Annotated in this window: 12 protein-coding genes and 1 pseudogene; 6 read left to right on the top strand and 7 right to left on the bottom strand. The window is 69.4% G+C overall.

What is annotated here, in order from left to right:
- Positions 1–417 (top strand): annotated as a pseudogene (locus LRX76_RS09380) (hypothetical protein); the annotation flags it as partial.
- 500 nt (positions 418–917) lie between these two features.
- On the opposite strand, the gene LRX76_RS09375 reads toward LRX76_RS09380, so the two are convergent.
- Together LRX76_RS09375 and LRX76_RS09370 are read right to left on the bottom strand one after the other, a co-directional pair.
- Positions 918–2,579, bottom strand: a complete 1,662-nt coding sequence (locus LRX76_RS09375; RefSeq protein WP_231804397.1) for an MFS transporter — start codon at positions 2,577–2,579, stop codon at positions 918–920.
- 182 nt (positions 2,580–2,761) lie between these two features.
- On the bottom strand, positions 2,762–4,132 hold the full coding sequence (locus LRX76_RS09370) for a DcaP family trimeric outer membrane transporter (protein ID WP_231804395.1): 1,371 nt from the start codon (positions 4,130–4,132) through the stop codon (positions 2,762–2,764).
- A gap of 270 nt (positions 4,133–4,402) precedes the next feature.
- Here LRX76_RS09370 and acs point away from each other — a divergent pair, with 270 nt between their 5' ends.
- The 4 genes from acs to mntP all read left to right on the top strand — a co-directional run bounded on the left by acs (position 4,403) and on the right by mntP (position 9,777).
- Positions 4,403–6,346: an acetate--CoA ligase gene (gene acs, locus LRX76_RS09365; protein ID WP_231804393.1), complete on the top strand. Its 1,944-nt coding sequence runs from the start codon at positions 4,403–4,405 to the stop codon at positions 6,344–6,346.
- A 164-nt stretch (positions 6,347–6,510) separates the two neighbouring features.
- The gene (locus LRX76_RS09360) at positions 6,511–7,176 is read left to right on the top strand and encodes a response regulator transcription factor (protein ID WP_231804391.1); all 666 of its coding nucleotides are present in this window, start codon (positions 6,511–6,513) and stop codon (positions 7,174–7,176) included.
- Between the two features lie 501 nt (positions 7,177–7,677).
- Positions 7,678–8,613, top strand: a complete 936-nt coding sequence (locus LRX76_RS09355; protein WP_231804389.1) for a 2-hydroxyacid dehydrogenase — start codon at positions 7,678–7,680, stop codon at positions 8,611–8,613.
- 591 nt (positions 8,614–9,204) lie between these two features.
- Positions 9,205–9,777 (top strand): manganese efflux pump MntP, encoded by a 573-nt coding sequence (gene mntP, locus LRX76_RS09350; protein WP_231804387.1) that lies wholly within the window; start codon positions 9,205–9,207, stop codon positions 9,775–9,777.
- Between the two features lie 52 nt (positions 9,778–9,829).
- Here mntP and LRX76_RS09345 read toward each other — a convergent pair whose 3' ends face one another.
- Complete coding sequence (locus LRX76_RS09345; protein ID WP_231804384.1) at positions 9,830–10,054, bottom strand: hypothetical protein; 225 nt, start codon at positions 10,052–10,054, stop codon at positions 9,830–9,832.
- Between the two features lie 403 nt (positions 10,055–10,457).
- Positions 10,458–13,922, bottom strand: coding sequence for a PAS domain-containing hybrid sensor histidine kinase/response regulator (locus LRX76_RS09340; RefSeq protein ID WP_231804382.1), 3,465 nt, complete (start codon positions 13,920–13,922; stop codon positions 10,458–10,460).
- A gap of 181 nt (positions 13,923–14,103) precedes the next feature.
- Between LRX76_RS09340 and LRX76_RS09335 the strand changes: the two genes are divergently transcribed.
- Positions 14,104–15,273: a LysR family transcriptional regulator gene (locus LRX76_RS09335; protein WP_231804380.1), complete on the top strand. Its 1,170-nt coding sequence runs from the start codon at positions 14,104–14,106 to the stop codon at positions 15,271–15,273.
- A 421-nt stretch (positions 15,274–15,694) separates the two neighbouring features.
- Here the strand turns inward: LRX76_RS09335 and LRX76_RS09330 are convergent, their stop codons facing one another.
- From LRX76_RS09330 to LRX76_RS09320, 3 genes are all read right to left on the bottom strand, one after another.
- Complete coding sequence (locus LRX76_RS09330; RefSeq protein ID WP_231804415.1) at positions 15,695–16,909, bottom strand: UxaA family hydrolase; 1,215 nt, start codon at positions 16,907–16,909, stop codon at positions 15,695–15,697.
- 251 nt (positions 16,910–17,160) lie between these two features.
- Positions 17,161–17,427 carry a UxaA family hydrolase gene (locus tag LRX76_RS09325; RefSeq protein WP_231804378.1) on the bottom strand — a complete coding sequence of 89 codons (267 nt, stop codon included), beginning with the start codon at positions 17,425–17,427 and terminating at the stop codon, positions 17,161–17,163.
- A 67-nt stretch (positions 17,428–17,494) separates the two neighbouring features.
- The gene (locus tag LRX76_RS09320) at positions 17,495–18,973 is read right to left on the bottom strand and encodes a DASS family sodium-coupled anion symporter (protein WP_231804376.1); all 1,479 of its coding nucleotides are present in this window, start codon (positions 18,971–18,973) and stop codon (positions 17,495–17,497) included.
- Between the last annotated feature and the right edge of the window lie 187 nt (positions 18,974–19,160).

Here is a 19,160-nt window from a genome sequence, read left to right as displayed (position 1 = left end):
GCCGGCCAGCCGCTCGCCGCTGCCGCCGCGCCTGCCGATGCGGCCCCGGCCGCCGCCGGCCGGACCCCGGCGCGCGCGTCCGCCGCCGCCCGCGCCAAGCCGCGCAAGGCCGAGGATGCCGACCTGCTGGCGACCCTGCTCGGGATCATCAAGCAAAAGGAGAACACGGAGACGCCGCGGCACGAGTCGATGGACACGCTGATCGCCGAGATCCAGGCGCGCGACCGCAAGGAACGCGCCGAGAGCGATGCGATGTTCGATTCGATGAGCCGGCGCAACGCCGCCTCGACCTCCGACCCCGCCGTCCAGGCCCGGCTGCGCCGCTGCCCGCCCGCCAACACGCTCAAGGGCATCGACTGCCGCAGGCGCATCTGCGCGGCGCTGGCCGGCAAGGACGCGGCCTGCGCGGCGCAGTGAGGCGCGTGCGGGAAGTGCACGGCAGTCCCCTTTAGGAGCGATGTAGGAGCGACTTCAGTCGCGATGAAGCCTTGCCGGTAAAGCCCCATCGCGACTGAAGTCGCTCCTACATTGCCCCTACATCGCTCCCAGGGCAGCCAGGTTGTCCTACCACGACGACGCCCGCCCTGCCACGCGCAGGCGGACGAGCTCGACGTCGCGCAGAGTCGGGGGCCACGCCCCGACGCCCATGAACCCGAACGCTCCGCCGCTCCCTCGCGGGCGCAGGGCGACGCGTTCGCCGTCGCGGCCGGCGATGCCCGCTTGCGGCGCGGTGGCTCTCCGCCTCACTTGCAAAGCAGGGGGTGGGTGCCGTCGCTTGCCGACGCCACCTGAATCCCACGACCCTCGACCCTTCGATCATCGACCTCGGACCGACCGGTCCCGCAAACGCGAACGCCGGCCTCCCGGGCCGGCGTTCGCGCGGGCCGGATCGCTCCGGCCCGGGGCGGCTCCTGCCGCTACTTGGTGATGTCCACGTCCTTGGTCTCGCGCAGGAAGAAGGTGCCGATGACCAGCGTCATCACCGCGATCCCGATCGGGTACCACAGGCCGTAGTACATGTTGCCGGTACCGGCGACCAGGGCGAAGGAGATCGCCGGCAGGAAGCCGCCGAACCAGCCGTTGCCGATGTGGTACGGCAGCGACATCGAGGTGTAGCGGATGCGGGTGGGGAACAGCTCGACCAGGTAGGCGGCGATCGGGCCGTAGACCATGGTCACGTACAGCACCAGCAGCCACAGCAGCAGGATCGTCATCGGGACGTTGATGCGGGCGGTGTCGGCCTTCTCCGGATAGCCGGCCGAGGTCACCGCGGCCTTCAGCGACGCACCGAACTCGCCCTGCCGTGCCTTGAGCTCGTCGGCGGAAAGGCCTTCGGCCTCGAACGACGTCACCTCGTTGCCGCCCACGCTCAGCCGTGCCAGCGAGCCCGCCGGTGCCGGCTGCACGCTGTACGGCACGCCGGCGCGGGTCAGCGCGGCGGTGGCCACGTCGCAGGAGCTGGTGAACTTGCGCACGCCGACCGGATCGAACTGGAAGCTGCAGGTCGCCGGGTCGGCGATCACCACCGCCGGGGCGCTGTTGCGGGCTTCCTCGACCGCCGGGTTGGCGAAGTGGGTGATGCCCTTGAACAGCGGGATGTAGGTGATGGCCGCGACCAGGCAGCCGAACAGGATGATCTTCTTGCGGCCGATCTTGTCCGACAGCCAGCCGAAGAACAGGAAGAACGGCGTACCCAGCAGCAGCGCGGCGGCGATCAGCAGGTAGGACACGGTCGGGTCGACCTTCAGCGTGCTCTGCAGGAAGAACAGCGCGTAGAACTGGCCGCCGTACCAGACCACGGCCTGGCCGGCGGTGGCGCCGAACAGCACCAGCAGCATCAGCTTGAAGTTGCCGTCCTTGAGGCTGTCGCGGAACGGCATCTTCGAGCCCTTGCCCTCGGCCTTCATCTGCTGGAACAGCGGCGATTCGGCCAGCTGCAGGCGGATCCACACCGAGATGCCGAGCAGCACGATCGAACCCAGGAACGGGATGCGCCAGCCCCAGGCCTCGAACGCCTCGGTGCCCAGCCACAGCCGGCAGCCCAGGATCACCGCCAGCGACAGGAACAGGCCCAGCGTGGCGGTGGTCTGGATGAAGCTGGTGTACAGGCCGCGCCTGCCCGGAGGCGCATGCTCGGCCACGTAGGTGGCCGCGCCGCCGTACTCGCCGCCCATCGCCAGGCCCTGGGCCAGGCGCAGCACGATCAGGATCACCGGCGCGGCCACGCCGATGGAGGCGTAGTTCGGCAGCACGCCCACCAGGAAGGTGGAGATGCCCATGATCAGAATCGTCACCAGGAAGGTGTACTTGCGCCCGATGCGGTCGCCCAGGCTGCCGAAGAACGCGGCGCCGAACGGACGCACGAAGAAGCCGGCGGCGAAGGCCAGCAGCGCGAAGATCATGCCGGTGGTTTCGTTGACGCCGCTGAAGAACTGCCGGGCGATGATGACGGCGAGCGAGCCGTACAGGTAGAAGTCGTACCACTCGAACACGGTGCCCAGGCTGGACGCGAAGATGACCTTCTTGTGGCCCTGGGTGAGTGTGGCCGGCTGGCCGGTATTGCTGGCTGTGGTGGACATAGGGGCTTCCCCTCCGAAGCGTCATGTAGCGGGATGGATGGAGATCACGTCGTGAACCGCGGCTCGGGGAACCGCAGGCCACGAAACCGATGGACCGTGGGGTCGGGGTGGATGGCGGCGGCGCGGGAAGTCCCTCCCAGGTGCCGCGCCGCCGCCATCGCGTCGAACGAGGGAAACCGCCCTCAGAAGCTGTACTTGGTGGTGAACTGCAGGCGGGTGATGTCGCCCTTCTCGCCGCTCTCGATCTCGCGCTTGCCGTACATCAGCTCCGCGCCGATGTCGACCTTGGGCACCGGCGTGTAGAAGACGTTGCCGCGGATGCTCTGCACGCTCTTGGTGACGGCCAGGCCGGTCAGCGCGGTGTCGTTGTCGTAGTCGCTGCGCGCGTAGATCAGGCCGGTACGCAGCTTGGGGGTGAACTGGTGGCGCCAGCCGACGAACCCGGCCAGCACGCCGGTGGTATCCAGGCGATCGTCGACCGCGTCGTGGGCCGCGTCCTGGGTGATGCCCAGGCCGACGTAGCGCGCGATGCCCTCGCCGCCGCTGATCTGGTAGACGAAGGTGTCGGCATCGCCGGCCACCCACTTGCCGCCCAGGGTCAGGCCGCCGCCGAACTTGCTGGCGTTGGCGCCGGTGGCGCGGTTGTCGACCTTGAGCTGGCGGGCCAGCGCGCCGATGCCGAAGCTGCCCCAGTCGCCCTTCCAGCCATAGCGCGCGGTCAGGTCGGGCACCGAACCGCGGTCGGAACTGGTACCGCCGATCAGCGTGGTCTCCGGGTTCTCCAGGGCGACGCTGAAGCCGCCGTTGGTGTAGCGGATCTGCGCCTGCCGCACGAACAGCGTGCCATCGGTGGGACCTACGAAGTCGGCCGCTTCCGGCAGGATCGTGGCATCCATGAAGTTGGACCAGGTCTGGCCGGCCAGCCAGTTGTTCCAGTACATGTAGGCATGGCGCAGGGTGGCGCCGTAGGTGTTGGTCGCGGTCTGGTTGCCCAGCGAGTTGCCGAAGAAGTCCAGCTCCACCATCGCGCCGGCCTTGTTGCCGCCCTCGCTCACGCTGTCCAGGGCGAAGTTGATGCGCGAGAACTTGGCGTGGGCGTTGTAGTCGGTGCCCGAGGACGAGCCGCCCACCGGCGTCTGCCCCGGCAGGTACAGGTTGCGGCCGACCGCGTCGTCGGCCAGCTGGCCGTCGCCGGTGCGGGTGGCCATGAAATCGGCCTTGATGAAGCCGCCGAACGAGAACGTGGTGCCGGGAGTGGCCTTGGGCGTGATCGAGGTGAGCTGGATCGGCTGCTTGTCGGCCGGCAGCGGCGCCGGCGCGGCCGCCTGGGCCGACCTGACCTCGCCGACCTGCGCCTGCGTCTGCGCGATCTGGCCCTGCTGCTGTTGCTGCGCCGACAGCAGCGCCTGCACCTGCCGCTCGAGTTCGGCCACGCGCGACTCCAACGCCTTCTCGCGGGCGGTCTGTGCGAATGCGGCGCCCGGCGCCACCAGCGCTACCAGCAGCGCCACGGCCAGCGGACGGCGCATCCGTCTTGCGATGCGATGGTTCATTACTCCCTCCCGAATAATGGAACGCCGCACGATGACGGCTGCGGCTGAGCGTGCGCGAGCCCCGCACCACCGCCTATTCGTCTTTGGTCGAAGCAAGCCTTGCATTTCAGCGGTTTAAGACCATGGTCTAAGCGCGAGGCGACTTCGCAAGCGCGGAGGATGCGGCAAACTGGCCGGCATACCGCGATGCGCAATACGCTCGCGGTGGCGTGGCGCCGGGCCGGCGCGCGTCCACACTCCACGAACAGGCTCATCGCAAGCGAGGGTGCAATGACAGACATCTATCCCGTACCGCCGGATTTCGCCGCCAACGCGCGGGTGGACAAGGCGCATTACCAAAAGCTCTACCGCGAGTCGGTCGAGCAGCCGGAAGCCTTCTGGGGCAGGGTCGCCGAGCGCCTGGACTGGTACACCAAGCCGACCCGGATCAAGGACGTCAGCTACAAGCTCGACGACTTCCACATCCGCTGGTTCGCCGACGGCGAACTCAACGCCAGCGTCAACTGCCTGGACCGGCAGCTGGACAAGCGCGGCGACAAGACCGCGCTGCTGTTCGAACCCGACGGCCCGGATTCGCCGTCCTACGCCGTCAGCTACCGCGAGCTGTACGAGCGCGTGTGCCGGCTCGGCAATGCGCTGCGCAGCCTCGGCGTCGGCAAGGGCGACCGCGTCACCATCTACCTGCCGATGATCCCCGACGCGGCGGTGGCGATGCTGGCCTGCGCGCGCATCGGCGCGATCCACTCGGTGGTGTTCGGCGGCTTTGCCGCCAACTCGATCGCCGACCGCGTGATCGACTGCGGCAGCAAGCTGATCATCACCGCCGACGAAGGACTGCGCGGCGGCAAGAAGGTGCCGCTGAAGGCCAACGTCGACGCCGCGCTGAAGATCCCCGGCACCGATACCGTGGAGACCGTGCTGGTGGTGCGCCACACCGGCGGCGCGGTGGACATGCAGGCCCCGCGCGACCGCTGGTTCCACGACGTGGTCGACAGCCAGCCCGCCGAGTGCGAGCCGGAGCGCATGAACGCCGAGGACCCGCTGTTCATCCTCTACACCTCCGGTTCCACCGGCAAGCCCAAGGGCGTGCTGCACACCACCGGCGGCTACCTGCTGTACGCGGCCTACACCCACGAGACGGTGTTCGACCTGCGTGAGGACGACATCTACTGGTGCACCGCCGACGTGGGCTGGGTCACCGGCCACAGCTACATCGTCTACGGCCCGCTGGCCAACGGCGCCACCGCGCTGATGTTCGAAGGCGTGCCCAACTACCCCAGCGTGTCGCGCTTCTGGGAAGTGATCGACAAGCACCAGGTGACGATCTTCTACACCGCGCCCACCGCCATCCGCGCACTGATGCGCGAGGGCGAGGAGCCGGTGAAGAAGGCTTCGCGCAAGAGCCTGCGCCTGCTCGGCAGCGTCGGCGAGCCGATCAACCCGGAGGCCTGGCGCTGGTACTACGAGGTGGTCGGCGACAGCCGCTGCCCGATCGTGGACACCTGGTGGCAGACCGAGACCGGCGGCATCCTGATCAGCCCGCTGCCCGGCGCCACCGACCTCAAGCCGGGCTCGGCCACGCTGCCGTTCTTCGGCGTGCAGCCGGCGCTGGTCGATGCCGACGGCAACCGCCTGGAAGGCGCCACCGAGGGCAACCTGGTGCTGCTCGATTCCTGGCCGGGGCAGATGCGCAGCGTCTACGGCGACCACCAGCGCTTCATCGACACCTACTTCCGCACCTACCCGGGCACCTACTTCACCGGCGACGGCTGCCGCCGCGATGCCGACGGCTACTACTGGATCACCGGCCGCGTGGACGACGTGATCAACGTCTCCGGCCACCGCATCGGCACCGCCGAGGTGGAGAGCGCGCTGGTCGCGCACCCCAAGGTGGCCGAGGCCGCGGTGGTGGGCTTCCCGCACGACGTCAAGGGCCAGGGCATCTATGCCTACGTCACCCTGATCGCCGAGGAGACGCCGAGCGAGGAGCTGCACAAGGAGCTGATCGCCTGGGTGCGCAGGGAGATCGGCCCGATCGCCTCGCCCGACCACCTGCAGTGGGCGCCGGGGCTGCCGAAGACCCGCTCGGGCAAGATCATGCGCCGCATCCTGCGCAAGATCGCCGAGAACGCGCCCGACCAGCTCGGCGACACCTCCACGCTGGCCGATCCGTCGGTGGTCGATTCCCTGGTCAACGAACGGCTGGCGCGCTGAAGCGCTGCGCGCATCGGGATGACCAGCCATTCGGCTGTGAAAAGCCGGGAGTCGGGATTCGCAAGAGCGATCCCGCCCCGTTCCCTCTCCACAGATGCTGCGTATGATCTGATGTTGTTTTTGCCAATCCCCAATCCCCACTCCCGAATCCCGGCTCCACCCCCATGCCCACCCTGCTCATCGCCGACGATCACCCGCTGTTCCGCGAAGCCCTGCGCGGCGCCGTGCAACGCATCATGCCCGGCGTGCAATTGTTCGAGGCCGACAGCGTCGAGGCGCTGTACGCGCTGGCCGACGCGCACGCCGATGCCGACCTGCTGCTGATGGACCTCAACATGCCCGGCGCGCAGGGTTTTTCCGCGCTGGTGCACATGCGCTCGCTGCACCCGCAGCTGCCGGTGGTGGTGGTGTCCGCGCGCGAGGAACCGACGGTGATGCGGCGCGCGCTCGACCACGGCGCGTTCGGCTTCATCCCCAAGTCGGCCGACTCGGACACCATCGGCCAGGCGCTGGGCACGGTGCTCGACGGCGAGCGCTGGGTACCGGCCGAGGCGCACAACGTGCCGCCGATCGACCACGAGGAGCGCGCGGTCGGCCAGCGCCTGCGCGAACTCACCCCGCAGCAGTTCCGGGTGCTGCAGATGCTCGGCGCCGGCCGCCTCAACAAGCAGATCGCCTACGACCTGGGCGTGTCCGAGGCCACCATCAAGGCGCACGTCACCGCGATCCTGCGCAAGCTCGGCGTCACCAACCGCACCCAGGCGGTGCTGATGGCCGGCAAGCTGGCGATCGACAGCGACGGCATCGTGCTGCCGCCGGAAGAGGACTGACGCCGACGGCGCGTGGCCTCGCACGGCCGGATTCCGTCACGCAGGGAATCTGGCGTCGTCCCCGCGAAGACGCACGACTGTCCTGGGAAATGCGGGACCGCGCCCCTATCGGTCGAAGTGACGCAACTCATGCCCAGGAAAATCGAACTCGTCGTCCCCGCGCAGGCGGGGACCCAGCGACTTGCGCGGTGAAATTGATCGGCGACTCAATCTCCCGGTAACTCCCACCTTTCAAGGCACAGCCACTGGGTCCCCGCCTGCGCGGGGACGACGAGCACACGGATGGCGGCCCGCGGCCCGGTCCCGCCGTTGCCAGCGAGGTCGCAAGGCCTGTGCCGCAAGCCCTCGGCGGCCAGGCAGGAAAACTTCCCAGAACAGTCGTGCGTCTTCGCGGGGACGACGAACGACAAGTCCCTTGCGGGACCGAACGCCAGCCACTGTCGCGCGTGCATCGCTTGCGAGATGATGCCGGTGCTCTCCCCGTCCGCCGTGGACCCTGCCGTGACCCCACCGACCCTGCTGGCGCTGGTCCAGCTCACCGACGCCGGCCGCCAGGCGATGGCCGACGAATTCGACCTGATCTACGCACCCGACCCGGCGACCCGCCGCGCCGCGATGAGCGAGCGCGCCGGCGACATCCGCATGGTCCTGAGCAACGGCACCACCGGCTTCGCCGCCGCCGACATGGACGCGCTGCCGCGGCTGGGGCTGGTGTGCGCGCTGGGCGTGGGCTACGAGAACATCGACGTGGCCCACGCGCATGCGCGCGGCATCGCCGTGGGCAACGGCGCCGGCACCAATGCCGCCTGCGTGGCCGACCATGCCATGGCGCTGCTGCTGGCGGCGGTGCGGCGGGTGGTGCGCTACGACCGGCTGTGCCGCCAGGGCGTATGGCGCTCGACGCTGGAGATGCCGGCCAACGTCTCCGGCAAGCGCATGGGCCTGCTCGGCCTGGGCGCCATCGGCCAGGGCGTGGCGCGCCGCGCCGCGGGTTTCGACATGGAGATCGGCTACGTCGCACGCAGCGTCCATGGCGAGGTGCCCTACCGCCGCTTCGACGACGCCGAGGCGCTCGCCGCCTGGGCGGACTACCTGGTGGTGACCGTGCCCGGCGGCGCGCCCACCCGCCACCTGGTCGGCGACCGCGTGCTCGCCGCGCTGGGGCCGCAGGGATTCCTGGTGAACGTCGCGCGCGGCAGCGTGGTCGATACCGCCGCACTGGCGCGCGCGCTCGCCAGCGGGCAGATCGCCGGCGCGGCGCTGGACGTGTACGAGGGCGAGCCGGAGCCGCCGGCCGAACTGATCGGCTACGACACCCTGGTGATCTCCCCGCACCTGGGCGGCTGGTCGCCGGAAGCGGTGGCCCGCTCCGAACGGCACTTCATCGGCAACGCGCGCCGCTTCCTTGCCGGCGAGCCATTGCTGACGCCGCTGTGAGCCCCGCCGCCGGCACGCCGTCCGCCTCCGGCAGACGCCTGCGGTAGCGGTAGCGCGACAGCGCCGGCAACAGCGGAACTCGAATCGCGGACCGGCATCGTTCTGTTCGTCGTCCCCGCGCGGGCGGGGACCCGGTGCCTTTGTCTTCTGGAACGGGGTCGCCGAGCGTTTTCGTGGCCGATCGATCCCACGGCGAAAGTCGCTGGGTTCCCGGCTGCGCGGGGACGACGCGTTCAAGCTTCCGGGCATGCATGAGCCCCCCTTCGACTGACGGTTGCTCATTCCGATGCTGTTCCCCGGACGGCGCCAAGCAGGAGGCGCTTTGGGTGCCGGATATAGTGCCGGCTAAGAAGCATGAGCCGGCCTGCGCGTTGCATGGAAGCGGTTTTCCCCGGGTTTTTCGCTGTTACACTGCGCGCACCCTTGGGGAGTAGCCTGCTTCCGTTCCAGGAAGCGCCCACGTCAACATGCTCGGCCGCTGCGCCGTGGTGTGGGCAACCATTCCGGTTGGCGAGACCAACGGCGAGCGAGCACAACGAAGGTTGGGCGTGCCCGCGCGTCGTCACCCCCGCCCGGCCTTCCGCCACTGCCATGTCTCCTGTCTCCATCCTCATGCTCGGCTTCGCCATGTCGACCGATGCATTCGCCGCCGCCATCGGCAAGGGCGCGCAGTTGCAGAAGCCGCGCCTGCGCGATGCGCTGCGCGCGGGCGCCATCTTCGGCTGCATCGAGGCGCTGACCCCGGCGATCGGCTGGCTGCTCGGGCGTGCCGCGTCGCGCTACGTGGAGACGTTCGACCACTGGATCGCGTTCTTCCTGCTGCTTGCGCTCGGCGTGCACATGATCGTGGCCGGACTGCGCAGCGATGGCACGCCGGAACCGGCCGATTCGCAGCGCCACGGGTTCTGGACCCTGGCGATGACCGGGCTGGCCACCAGCATCGACGCGATGGCGGTCGGCGTGGGCCTGGCCTTCATCGACGTCAACATCGTGGTGGTGGCGGTGGCCATCGGCCTGTGCACGCTGGTGATGGTGACGCTCGGCATCATGGTCGGACGCCTGATCGGCACGCTGGTGGGCAGCCGTGCCGAGGTCCTGGGCGGGGTGATCCTGGTCGTGATCGGCTCGGTCATCCTCTACGAGCATCTGGAAGGGCTGGCGTAGCCGCGCCGGCGCGACCCACGCGCAGGTGCCGGGTCCCCGCCACGCCACTGTTTCACCCAGCCGGACGCCGCACTTTCGCCGCCGTGGGATCGCACCCGGGGCCGGTCTCGATCCGTGCCCCCGCAGCGATCTCGCCACACCGGCCGGCGGGGCGCTCGCGCGCCGCGTCGCCTGCCTCGAAGCCTTCGTCGAACCTGCCCGCCACGCAGATCGCCATGACGACCACGCCGACGACCGCCCCTACGATGCATCCGCCCAAGAAGATCCACATGCCCATCGGTCCCTGGCTCCAATCAGTAACCGGCGCCGGCTCGTAGAACCGAACCCGTTTCCCTTTCCCTATTTCCCACCGCAAGTCAGGCCGCGGCCACACGGATGCCGACGACCGGCATGCCCATCGCGCCGGACCCGCATCTGGCCTCTTCCCAGCCGATTCTCCGACGATCGCCGCTTCGATTCCAGCCGTTCCGCGGTCCGGCGGAACGCATCCGTGCCCTGCATCCCACCCGCCTCATCACAGGCGCCGGACCCCACGGCCGCCGGCGATCGCGGCCGAAGGAAAAACCCCGCGAACGCCTGGTGCCGGGCGGCGATGACGGTATGGCGATGCGGGACGGTGGACCGCCTCCGAGATCCGCTCACGAACGGAACGCCGGTCTCCAGCTACCGGCGTCCCAGGATCAGAAATTCGGCCCAGCCGCCCGCGCCGAATCGTGGAACACCGACAGGAACGCGCGCAGCGAGGCCGGCTTGACCGGCTTGGTCAGCAGCCGGTAGCCGCGCTCGCGTGCCAGCTGCTTGACCTCGTCGCGGCCGTCGGCAGTCAGCAACGCGCCCGGGATCGGCTGCGGGGTGGCCTTGCGCAGGGCATCGAGCGTGTCCAGGCCGTCGAGGCGGTCGTGCAGGTGGTAGTCCACCAGCATCACGTCAGGCCGCTCGTGGACCTTGCGCAGCGCCTCGTCGACGGTGGTGGCCGCGATCACCTGCACCTGCCAGCGGCCGAGCAGCGCGCGCATGCCGTCCAGGATCTCGCGGTCGTTGTCCACGCACAGCACGCGCAACCCCGCCAGCGACTCGCCGCTGGACATTTCCGCGCGCGAGCGCACCGGCGTGGCCGGCACCGGGGCCGGATGCGCGGCCACCCGCGGCACCACGATCGAGAACATGCTGCCGCTGTCGACCACGCTGCGCGCCTTGAGGTCGTGGCCGAGCACGCGCGAGATGCGCTGGCAGATCGACAGGCCCAGGCCCAGGCCCTGCTCGCCCCAGTCGAACGGCTGCTGGTAGCGCTGGAACTCGTCGAAGATCTGCCGCATGTGGTGGGCCGGGATGCCCGGTCCGGTATCCCATACCTGCAGTTCCACCTGGTCGCCGCGGCCGCGTATGCCGAGCACGATGCGGCCGCTGCGGGTATAGCGCAGCGCGTTGGCCATGAAGTTCTGCATCACCCGGCGCAGCAGCCGGCGGTCGCTGCGCACCCACATGCTGCGTGCATGCACGTGCAGCTGCAGGCCGCGCCCGGCCGCCACCGGCGCGTACTGCGCGGCCAGCTCGCGCAGCAGCACGCTGGCATCGAACTCGTCGATGCTCGGGCGCAGGCCGCCGGCGTCCAGGCGCGAGACGTCGAGCAGGCCGTCGAGCAGTTCCTCGGCCGCACGCAGCGAGGCATCGATGCGTTCGGCCAGGTGCCGCTGCTCCTCGCTCTGGCCGTGGGCGTCGCGCAGTGCCGAGGTGAACAGCCGCGCCGCATTGAGCGGCTGCAGCACGTCGTGGCTGATCGCGGCCAGGAAGCGGGTCTTGGACTGCTGCGCGATCTCGGCCTCGCGGGTGCGCTCGGCCACGCGCTGCTCCAGCGTCTCGTTGGCCTCCAGCAGCGCCTTCTCGGCGCGCTTGTAGTCGGTGATGTCGTTGTAGCTGGTGACGTAGCCGCCGCCGGGCAGCGCCTGCCCGCGCATCTCGATCACCTTGCCGTCGCTGCGGGTGCGCTCGAACACGTGCGGGGTGCCGGCGCGCATGTGGCGGATGCGGCGGTCGATCTGGTCCTCGACGTCGCCCTCGCCCAGCTCGCCGCGCTCGGCGTTGTAGCGGATCAGGTCGGCCACCGGGCGGCCGACGTAGAGCATGCCGTCGGGATAGCCGAACATCTGCTGGTAGCGGCGGTTCCACGCGGTCAGGCGCATCTCCGGATCGACCACGCTGACCCCGGCGCTGATGTTCTCCAGCGTGGTGGAGAGGATCTCGCGGTTGAAGCGCAGCTCCTGGCCGGCCTCGTCGAGCACCGCCACCACCTCGCCCAGGTCCATGCCCGAGCCGCGCAGCAGGCTGGTCAGCACCAGCCGCGCCGAGGCCGCGCCGATCGAGGCCGCCAGCAGGCGCTCGGTGAACTGCACCCAGGCGCGGTCGGCCACCGCGCCGGTCTGCAGCTCGCGGCCCAGCAGCTGCGCCTGCTCGCTGAAGGCGCGATGGCCGTGGCGCTGGCCGACCACGCGCTCGGCCAGCGCCAGCAGGTCGCCCACGCGCACGTGGCCGGGCCACATGCCGGCCACCGCCGGCCGCTGCGCGTAGGGATCGAGGAACGGCGCGGCGCGCAGGCGCTCGTCCACGCTCGGCCGCGAGCGCGCCGACACCACCATCAGCGCGCCGATGTTCATCAGCAGCGACCAGAACGTGCCGTGGGTGAGCGGGTCCCAGCCGCTCATGCCGAACAGCTGCTGCGGCCGCAGCCAGCCGATGCCGAACGGCCCCTGCTGCAGCCAGTCGGCCTGCAGCCAGCCGGACTGGGTCAGCGCCGGCAGCAGCAGGGTGTAGATCCAGGTGGCGAAGCCCAGCGCCATGCCCGCCTCCACCCCGCGGCGGCTGGCGCCGCGCCAGTACAGCCCGCCGATCACGCCCGGAGCGAACTGCGCCACCGCGGCGAAGGCCATCAGGCCGTAGGAGGCCAGGCTGCTGTCGTCGCTGCTGCCGCGGTAGTAGCCGTACGCCATCAGCGCCAGCAGCGCGATCGCCAGGCGGCGGATCCACAGCACCCGCGAGGCCACCGCCGAGGCGGTGACGCTGTGGCCGGTACGGCGCAGCAGCAGCGGCATCACCAGGTCGTTGCTGATCATCGTCGCCAGCGCGATCGAGGACACGATGACCATGCCGGTGGCGGCGGAGAACCCGCCCACGAACGCCGCCAGCGCCAGCACGTTGTGGCCGCCGGCCATCGGCAGCGCCAGCACCATGGCATCGTCGGCCACGCTGCCGCCGGCCCCGAACAGCGCCACGCCGGCGGCGGCCAGCGGCACCACCATGGCCGAGATCAGCACCAGGTAGATGCCGAACATCCAGCGCGCGCGGCGGATGTCGCCGACGTCGCCGCACTCGACCACCGCCACGTGGAACTGCCGCGGCAGGCAGACGATGGCCAGGAAGCTCAGCAGCGTCTGCGCGATGAAGCCGACCGGCGGCGCGTTCTCGAACAGGGTGCGGGTGGCGGCGCCGGCGTCGATCTGGCGGCTGCCCAGCAGCAGCCAGGCGAATACGCCCACCGCCACCATCGCCGCCAGCTTGACGATGGACTCCAGCGCGATGGCCAGCATCATGCCGTGGTGGTGCTCGGTGGCATCGACCTGGCGGGTGCCGAACAACGCGGCGAACGTGGCCATCAGCAGCGCCACGTAGAACGCCGGGTCGCTCCAGAAGCCTGCGCCGCCGCCGCGCCCGCTGAGCACCTCCACGCTCATCGCCACCGCCTTGTACTGCAGCGCCAGGTACGGCACCACGCCGACCAGCGCGATCGCCGCCACCAGCGCGGCCAGCCGCTGCGAGCGGCCGTAGCGCGAGGAGATGAAGTCGGCGATGGAGACGGTGTTCTGGCTGCGCGCGATCAGCGCCAGGCGCTCGATGATGCGCCAGCCGAACAGCAGCAGCAGCAGCGGGCCGATGTAGATCGGCAGGTAGCCGATGCCATGGCGCACCGCGGTGCCGACCGCGCCATAGAAGGTCCACGACGAGCAGTACACGGCCAGTGCCAGGCTGTAGACCACCGGCCGCAGCCACGGCCGGTTCGGATACAGCGGATGGCGGTCGCCCCACCACGCCACGCCGAACAGCAGCGCGGCATAGCAGACCGAAACACCGAACAGCAGCCAGCTCGAAAGCAAGGGGCGATTCCTCGTGGGGCGGCTGCCAGTCTAGCGATCCACCCCGTGAATTGCAGAACCCGGCCTGCGCGGCCGCTGCCGGCATGCGGAGGGTCCGTGCGGCAGCCGTGCGGACTTCCGTGGCGCGACGCCAGCGGCTTGCCGGCGCCGGCCGCCGCGGCGGGATGGCGGACGCTGCGGCATGTGCCATGAATCCCTGCGCGCGATCCGGGCCGCCATGCCGCTTCGGAAGGTCCGGGTTGACCTGGATCATTGTCCGCCTCCCCGCACCGGCCGAAGATGGCAGCATGCCGCCCCGGCCCGCGCATGCACCGCGATCGTGCGGGAGCCGGGGCGGGCGAGTGCCTCGCATGGATGCCCTGGCATTGCCCCCGTGAACGATTGGAACGAGGCGATGGACACGATCTGGCTGAAGGATTTCCTGGCGGTCGTCAGTTCGGGAGGGTTCTCCCGCGCGGCCGATCGCCGTGCCATCAGCCAGGCCGGCCTCAGCCGGCGGATCAAGTGCCTGGAGGAATGGGTGGGCACGCCCCTGTTCGACAGGCGGACCCATTCGATCGAACTGACGGCGGCCGGCGAACGGCTCAAGCCGTTCGCCGAGGAAGCGCTGCGCCAGCTCGAGGCCGGGCGCGAGGATGCGCGCACCGCGGCGCAATCAGCTGCGGACACGCTGCGGTTCGCATCGACGCAGGCGCTGTCGCTGAGCTTCTTCCCGCAATGGCTGCACCGGATGAAGGGCACCGCGCCATTCATGGCCGCGGTGCAGCTCACGGCCGACATCATGATCAGCTGCCAGCAGCGGATGATCGAGGGGAACGTGCAGTTCCTGCTTTGCCACCACCATCCGAAGGTCCCGGTCGGCCTGCCGGACCAGCGCTTCCATTCGATCCTGCTCGGCCATGACGTGCTCGTCCCGGTGGCGAAGCCGTCGCTGGCCGCGTCCGGGGCCGGGGAGCCGGTGCCCTACCTGGGCTATTCGGCCACGTCGTGGATGGGACGCATCCTGGCGGCCGCCTGGAACGAGACGGGGCAGCCGCCGCTGCCGCAGCCGTGCTTTTCCTCGCACCTGGCCACCGCGCTGGTGACGATGGCGCGCTACGGGCACGGGCTGGCGTGGTCGCCGCTGAGCCTGGTCGCCAACGACATCGCGGACGGCCGCCTGGCCAGGATCGAGGGACCGCTGGAGGAGATCCCGATCGAGATACGCCTGTTCCGGCCGCGCGCTCGGCTGACCTGGACCGCCGAGCGCTTCTGGCAGCGCCTCACGGACATGGGAGGCCAGGACTCCAGGGGCCCGGCCCGCGTCCCGCAAGGCGAGCCCGGGTGCGCCGTTGCCGCCGGGCAGACCTGATCGACCGCCCGCATCGCTGTCTCCGGCGGATCGGCATGGCGCAGGGAAGACCGCGAGGCATCGGGACGCGCTCCGGCCCGCGATCCCGCCTGCTACGTCATCCGGCCGAGCAAGGCGCCAGACGGGAGTGCCTCGGGAGATCGTCGTCGCTCACTGGTATCGGGCGGGCCTCGGCCCGCCGCGGGCGGATCCGGTGATGGCGAGCCGAGGCCCTCCCTGTGCGACTGCGCAGGGAAAGCGCTGCGATCTGCAATCTCCAGACACCCGAAGGCCTCGAAAGGCATTGGCTTCGGACACCCGGGGATGGTCCGGCCCGTCGCCTCCCGGACGACGGCACCCGCGGCGGAAGGAATCCGCCGCCGCCACCCGACCGCCACCGGCCGCAGGCCGATGGAGACCGGGCCCGCCCCGGAACCGGCGGTCAGGCAGGGCAGTAGGAATCCACGCGCTTGCGCCGCTCCTCGATCACCGATTGCGGGCCCTGGCGCCGGGCAACGCAGAACAGCTCGTCGCTGCCGAACTTCTCCGAGGCGGTCTGTTCGCCATTGGCCACGCGCATCACCATGTCGAGGAAGTCCGCGCCGGTCTCCTCGAACGGCGCCTCCCTGGAAATGACCGGGCTGGCGTCGAAGTCGAAGTGCTCGCGCATCTTCTGGAAGGTCTTGGCGTTGCCGGTGACCTTCAGCACCGGCGCTATCGGAAAGCCGGTCGGGTTTCCCCGCCCGGTGGTGAAGGCCACGAGCTGGGCACCGCAGCCGACCATGCCGGTCACCACCTCGCCGTCGTGGCTTTCGTAGTTCATGACGAACATGCCGTGCTGGTCGAGCCGGGGCGGGAGGGCGTACTGCAGCACGTCCACGATCGGCGAGCTGCCGGACTTGTGGTAGCCGCCGAGCGCCTTCTCGACGATCGAGCTCACGCCGCCGTCGAAGTTCCCGGGCGAGATGAGGTGATTGCGGCTGGGGAAACGCGGGTCGATGGCGCTGCGCAGGACTTCCTCGATCTCGTAGATGGCGTTGTAGATCTTGACCGCCACCTCCTCGTTGATCGCCCGCGCCGCCAGCAGGTCCTCGGTACCGAGCAGTTCGTTGAGCTCGGAGATGATCGCGCTGCCGCCCAGGGCGGTGAGCCTGTCGCACATCGCGCCCAGGGTCGGGTTGGCGGCCAGGCCGCTGGTGGCGTCGGTGCCGCCGCACTTGAGCGCGACGATCAGCTCGGACATGTCGCATTCCACGCGCCTGGCCGCGCGTGCCTGCTCGACCATCGCGCGGACGATCCTCACGCCGTCCTCGATGGTCCTGGTGGAGCCGCCTTCGTCCTGGATCACCAGCATCTCCACCGGCCGGCCCGAGGCCTTGATGCTGTCGTAGAGCTCGGCAGGCTTGAAGCGCTCGCAGCCCAATCCCACCACCAGCACCCCGGCCACGTTGGGGTGCGTACCCATCGCCTTCAGGGTGCGCGCGGTCATCTCCAGGTCGTAACCCACCTGCGCACACCCCACCGGGTGGCGCAGCGCCACCGATCCCTCGACCTGCGCGGCGATGCGCGCCACGGTCGTGTTCGCACAGAAGACGGAAGGGATGATCGCAATGTGATTGCGGATCCCGGCCCTTCCGGTCGGACGCTTGTAGCCCATGAATTTCATGATCATGTCTCCTTGGGGTGTGTCATCCATTGCCGGGCAGGTCGCGCCGCTCCTGCGCGCGCCTGGGGCAAGGAAGAGGGAGGAAGTGGATGTGCATCCACGCCCGAGCGATGACGCCGTCCCGGGTGCGCGCAGGCGCGGTCCTTCGGGTTGGGCCTGCATGGCCGCCATCCGGCGCCGCGGGGCAGGCTCTGACGGCCATGCAGGTCCAACGCGGCCCGCTCGGCAGTGGATGACGCACCCTAGGTACCGCGGTCGCAACGCAGGTTATGACTGTGGATCCAGCTTCCCTTGGGTGTTGCCTGATCGACGTAGCCGATCTCGTGCCCGTACTTGATGACCGGCTGCCTTCCGGCGTGGTCAACGATGGCCAACTTGTGCGCGAACTCGACGTCCTCCAGCAGGACGATGTCGCCATCGGCGGTACGCACCGTGTCTCCCCGGTGGCCGTCCTCGAGGATGACGGCCACCGTGTCCTTCGGACTGACGACGAGTGATCTTCTAAGCATCTCCATACTCCTCAGGTGGTGCGGTTTCCGCGTCGTTCCCGGAGACGGATCGCCGGGAGCCGCGCCTTCAGTACAGGCCGATGAGCGGAAACCAGGTGAGGGCCGTGACCGCCCACAGGGCCCATGCGATGAGTCCCAGCAGGATGCTGGACTTGAGTTGCTCGGCGACGGTGAAGTACCCCGGCCCGTACATGATGATGTTGGTCATGGTGTTGAACGGCAGGAACCATGCGTACGAGCCGAGGATGGCCAGCGGCAGGACGAAGCCGACGATGGGGAAGCCGAACGCCTGGGCGATGCCGATGTAGATCGGGATCATGACCCCGGCCATGGCGGTGGTGGTCGACCAGATGACATGGCTGAAGATCTGGAAGCCCATGAAGGCGATCAGCAACGGCAGCATGGACACGCCTTCCAGGCCGAGGCCGCCGATCACGCTGTTGATGACCCAGGCGAAGGCGCCGGTGGTGGTGGTGATCCCGCTCAGCGTGATGACGCCGCCGAAGAACACGAACAGGTCCCACGGGATGCCCTGCTGGGCCTCCTTCCAGCTCAGCACGCCGAAGCGGGGCAGCAGCATGAGCGCCGATACCAGCAGCGCGACCATGGTCGAGTTGAGGTGGTGGACCATGTCCGTCGACCACAGCAGCAGGGCCAGCATGAAGTACCCCAGCGCCCGCTTTTCCCTGGCCGACACCGGGCCGAGCGCCGCCAGTTCGACGTCGATGTAGGACAACCCGCCGGGCAGTTCCTTGATCTCCGACGGGAACAGCCAGAACAGCAGGTAGATCGTCGCGATCAGCAGCACGAAGCTGGTCGGGAACGCCGCGATCGCCCAGAACCCCCAGCTCGTCTGGCTCGATACCACCCCGCCCATGGCGCCGAGCATCATGCCGATGGCGACCGGGTTGGGGATCGTCCCGGTCAGGAAGGCGCCGGCGGTGGTGGAGTGCGAGTACATGTTGGCCAGGTAGAGCACCTTGCCGAAGTTGCTCTTGCCCTTCTCCAGCTTGTAGGCCTGGGCCACGCCCTCGACGATCGGCAGGATCGCCGCGCAGCGGGCGGTGTTGGAGGGCGTGAGCGGCGCCAGTATCAGGCCGGCGATCATCGGCGACAGCGTCGCCCCGAACGGGGTCTTGCCGAAGCGCTTGAGCATCAGCAGGGCAAGCCGCTTGGCCAGGCCGGTGGCGATCATCGCGGTGGAGATCATGTAGCCGGCGACCAGCAGCCAGAGCGAGGAGGTGCCGTAGCCGGCCAGCGCGAAGTCGGCCGAGCGGACCAGGTGGCCGGACGCGTCGACCGCGCCGGTGGCGTTGCCGACCCACAGGTAGAGAACGGGGATCAGGATGATGCCGCTGGTGGCGAAGCTGACGCACTGCGTGATCCACAGCACGACCATGCCGCAGAAGATGGCGAGCATCTGGTGCTGGACGGGCTGCATCCCCTCCGGCGTCGGCAGCAGCCACACCGCAAGCAGTACCAAGACAGCCAGCAGGAGCCCGTACTTCCTGCCCCATGCGCCGAGATCGTTCTTCTTCGGTTCCATTTCCCCGCACTCGTCAGCCGTGAATCCGGATTTCCGGGACCTCCGGCCTGTGCGGATGTCCTGGTCGACGCACTAGCTGCCGTCGTTTCCTGTGTTTGATTCTAGGGTCGGGACCTCCCTGACTTTCATGCGGAAACCTGATCAAACCATCCGCCGATCGACTGGCTACGGCGATCGCCGGGCACAC

The sequence above is a fragment of the Stenotrophomonas sp. MMGLT7 genome, from assembly GCF_021168555.1.
In the GTDB taxonomy this organism is placed as follows: domain Bacteria; phylum Pseudomonadota; class Gammaproteobacteria; order Xanthomonadales; family Xanthomonadaceae; genus MMGLT7.
Note: the sequence above shows the minus strand (reverse complement) of the source record. Positions and strands in the feature narration are given on the sequence as shown.

Coding starts and splice junctions, on each gene's coding strand:
- LRX76_RS09370 (WP_231804395.1), bottom strand. CDS start 4,132: ATGAACCATCGCATCGCAAGACGGATGCGCCGTCCGCTGGCCGTGGCG.
- LRX76_RS09330 (WP_231804415.1), bottom strand. CDS start 16,909: ATGGGCTACAAGCGTCCGACCGGAAGGGCCGGGATCCGCAATCACATT.
- LRX76_RS09360 (WP_231804391.1), top strand. CDS start 6,511: ATGCCCACCCTGCTCATCGCCGACGATCACCCGCTGTTCCGCGAAGCC.
- LRX76_RS09375 (WP_231804397.1), bottom strand. CDS start 2,579: ATGTCCACCACAGCCAGCAATACCGGCCAGCCGGCCACACTCACCCAG.
- LRX76_RS09325 (WP_231804378.1), bottom strand. CDS start 17,427: ATGCTTAGAAGATCACTCGTCGTCAGTCCGAAGGACACGGTGGCCGTC.
- LRX76_RS09335 (WP_231804380.1), top strand. CDS start 14,104: ATGTGCCATGAATCCCTGCGCGCGATCCGGGCCGCCATGCCGCTTCGG.
- acs (WP_231804393.1), top strand. CDS start 4,403: ATGACAGACATCTATCCCGTACCGCCGGATTTCGCCGCCAACGCGCGG.
- mntP (WP_231804387.1), top strand. CDS start 9,205: ATGTCTCCTGTCTCCATCCTCATGCTCGGCTTCGCCATGTCGACCGAT.
- LRX76_RS09345 (WP_231804384.1), bottom strand. CDS start 10,054: ATGGGCATGTGGATCTTCTTGGGCGGATGCATCGTAGGGGCGGTCGTC.
- LRX76_RS09320 (WP_231804376.1), bottom strand. CDS start 18,973: ATGGAACCGAAGAAGAACGATCTCGGCGCATGGGGCAGGAAGTACGGG.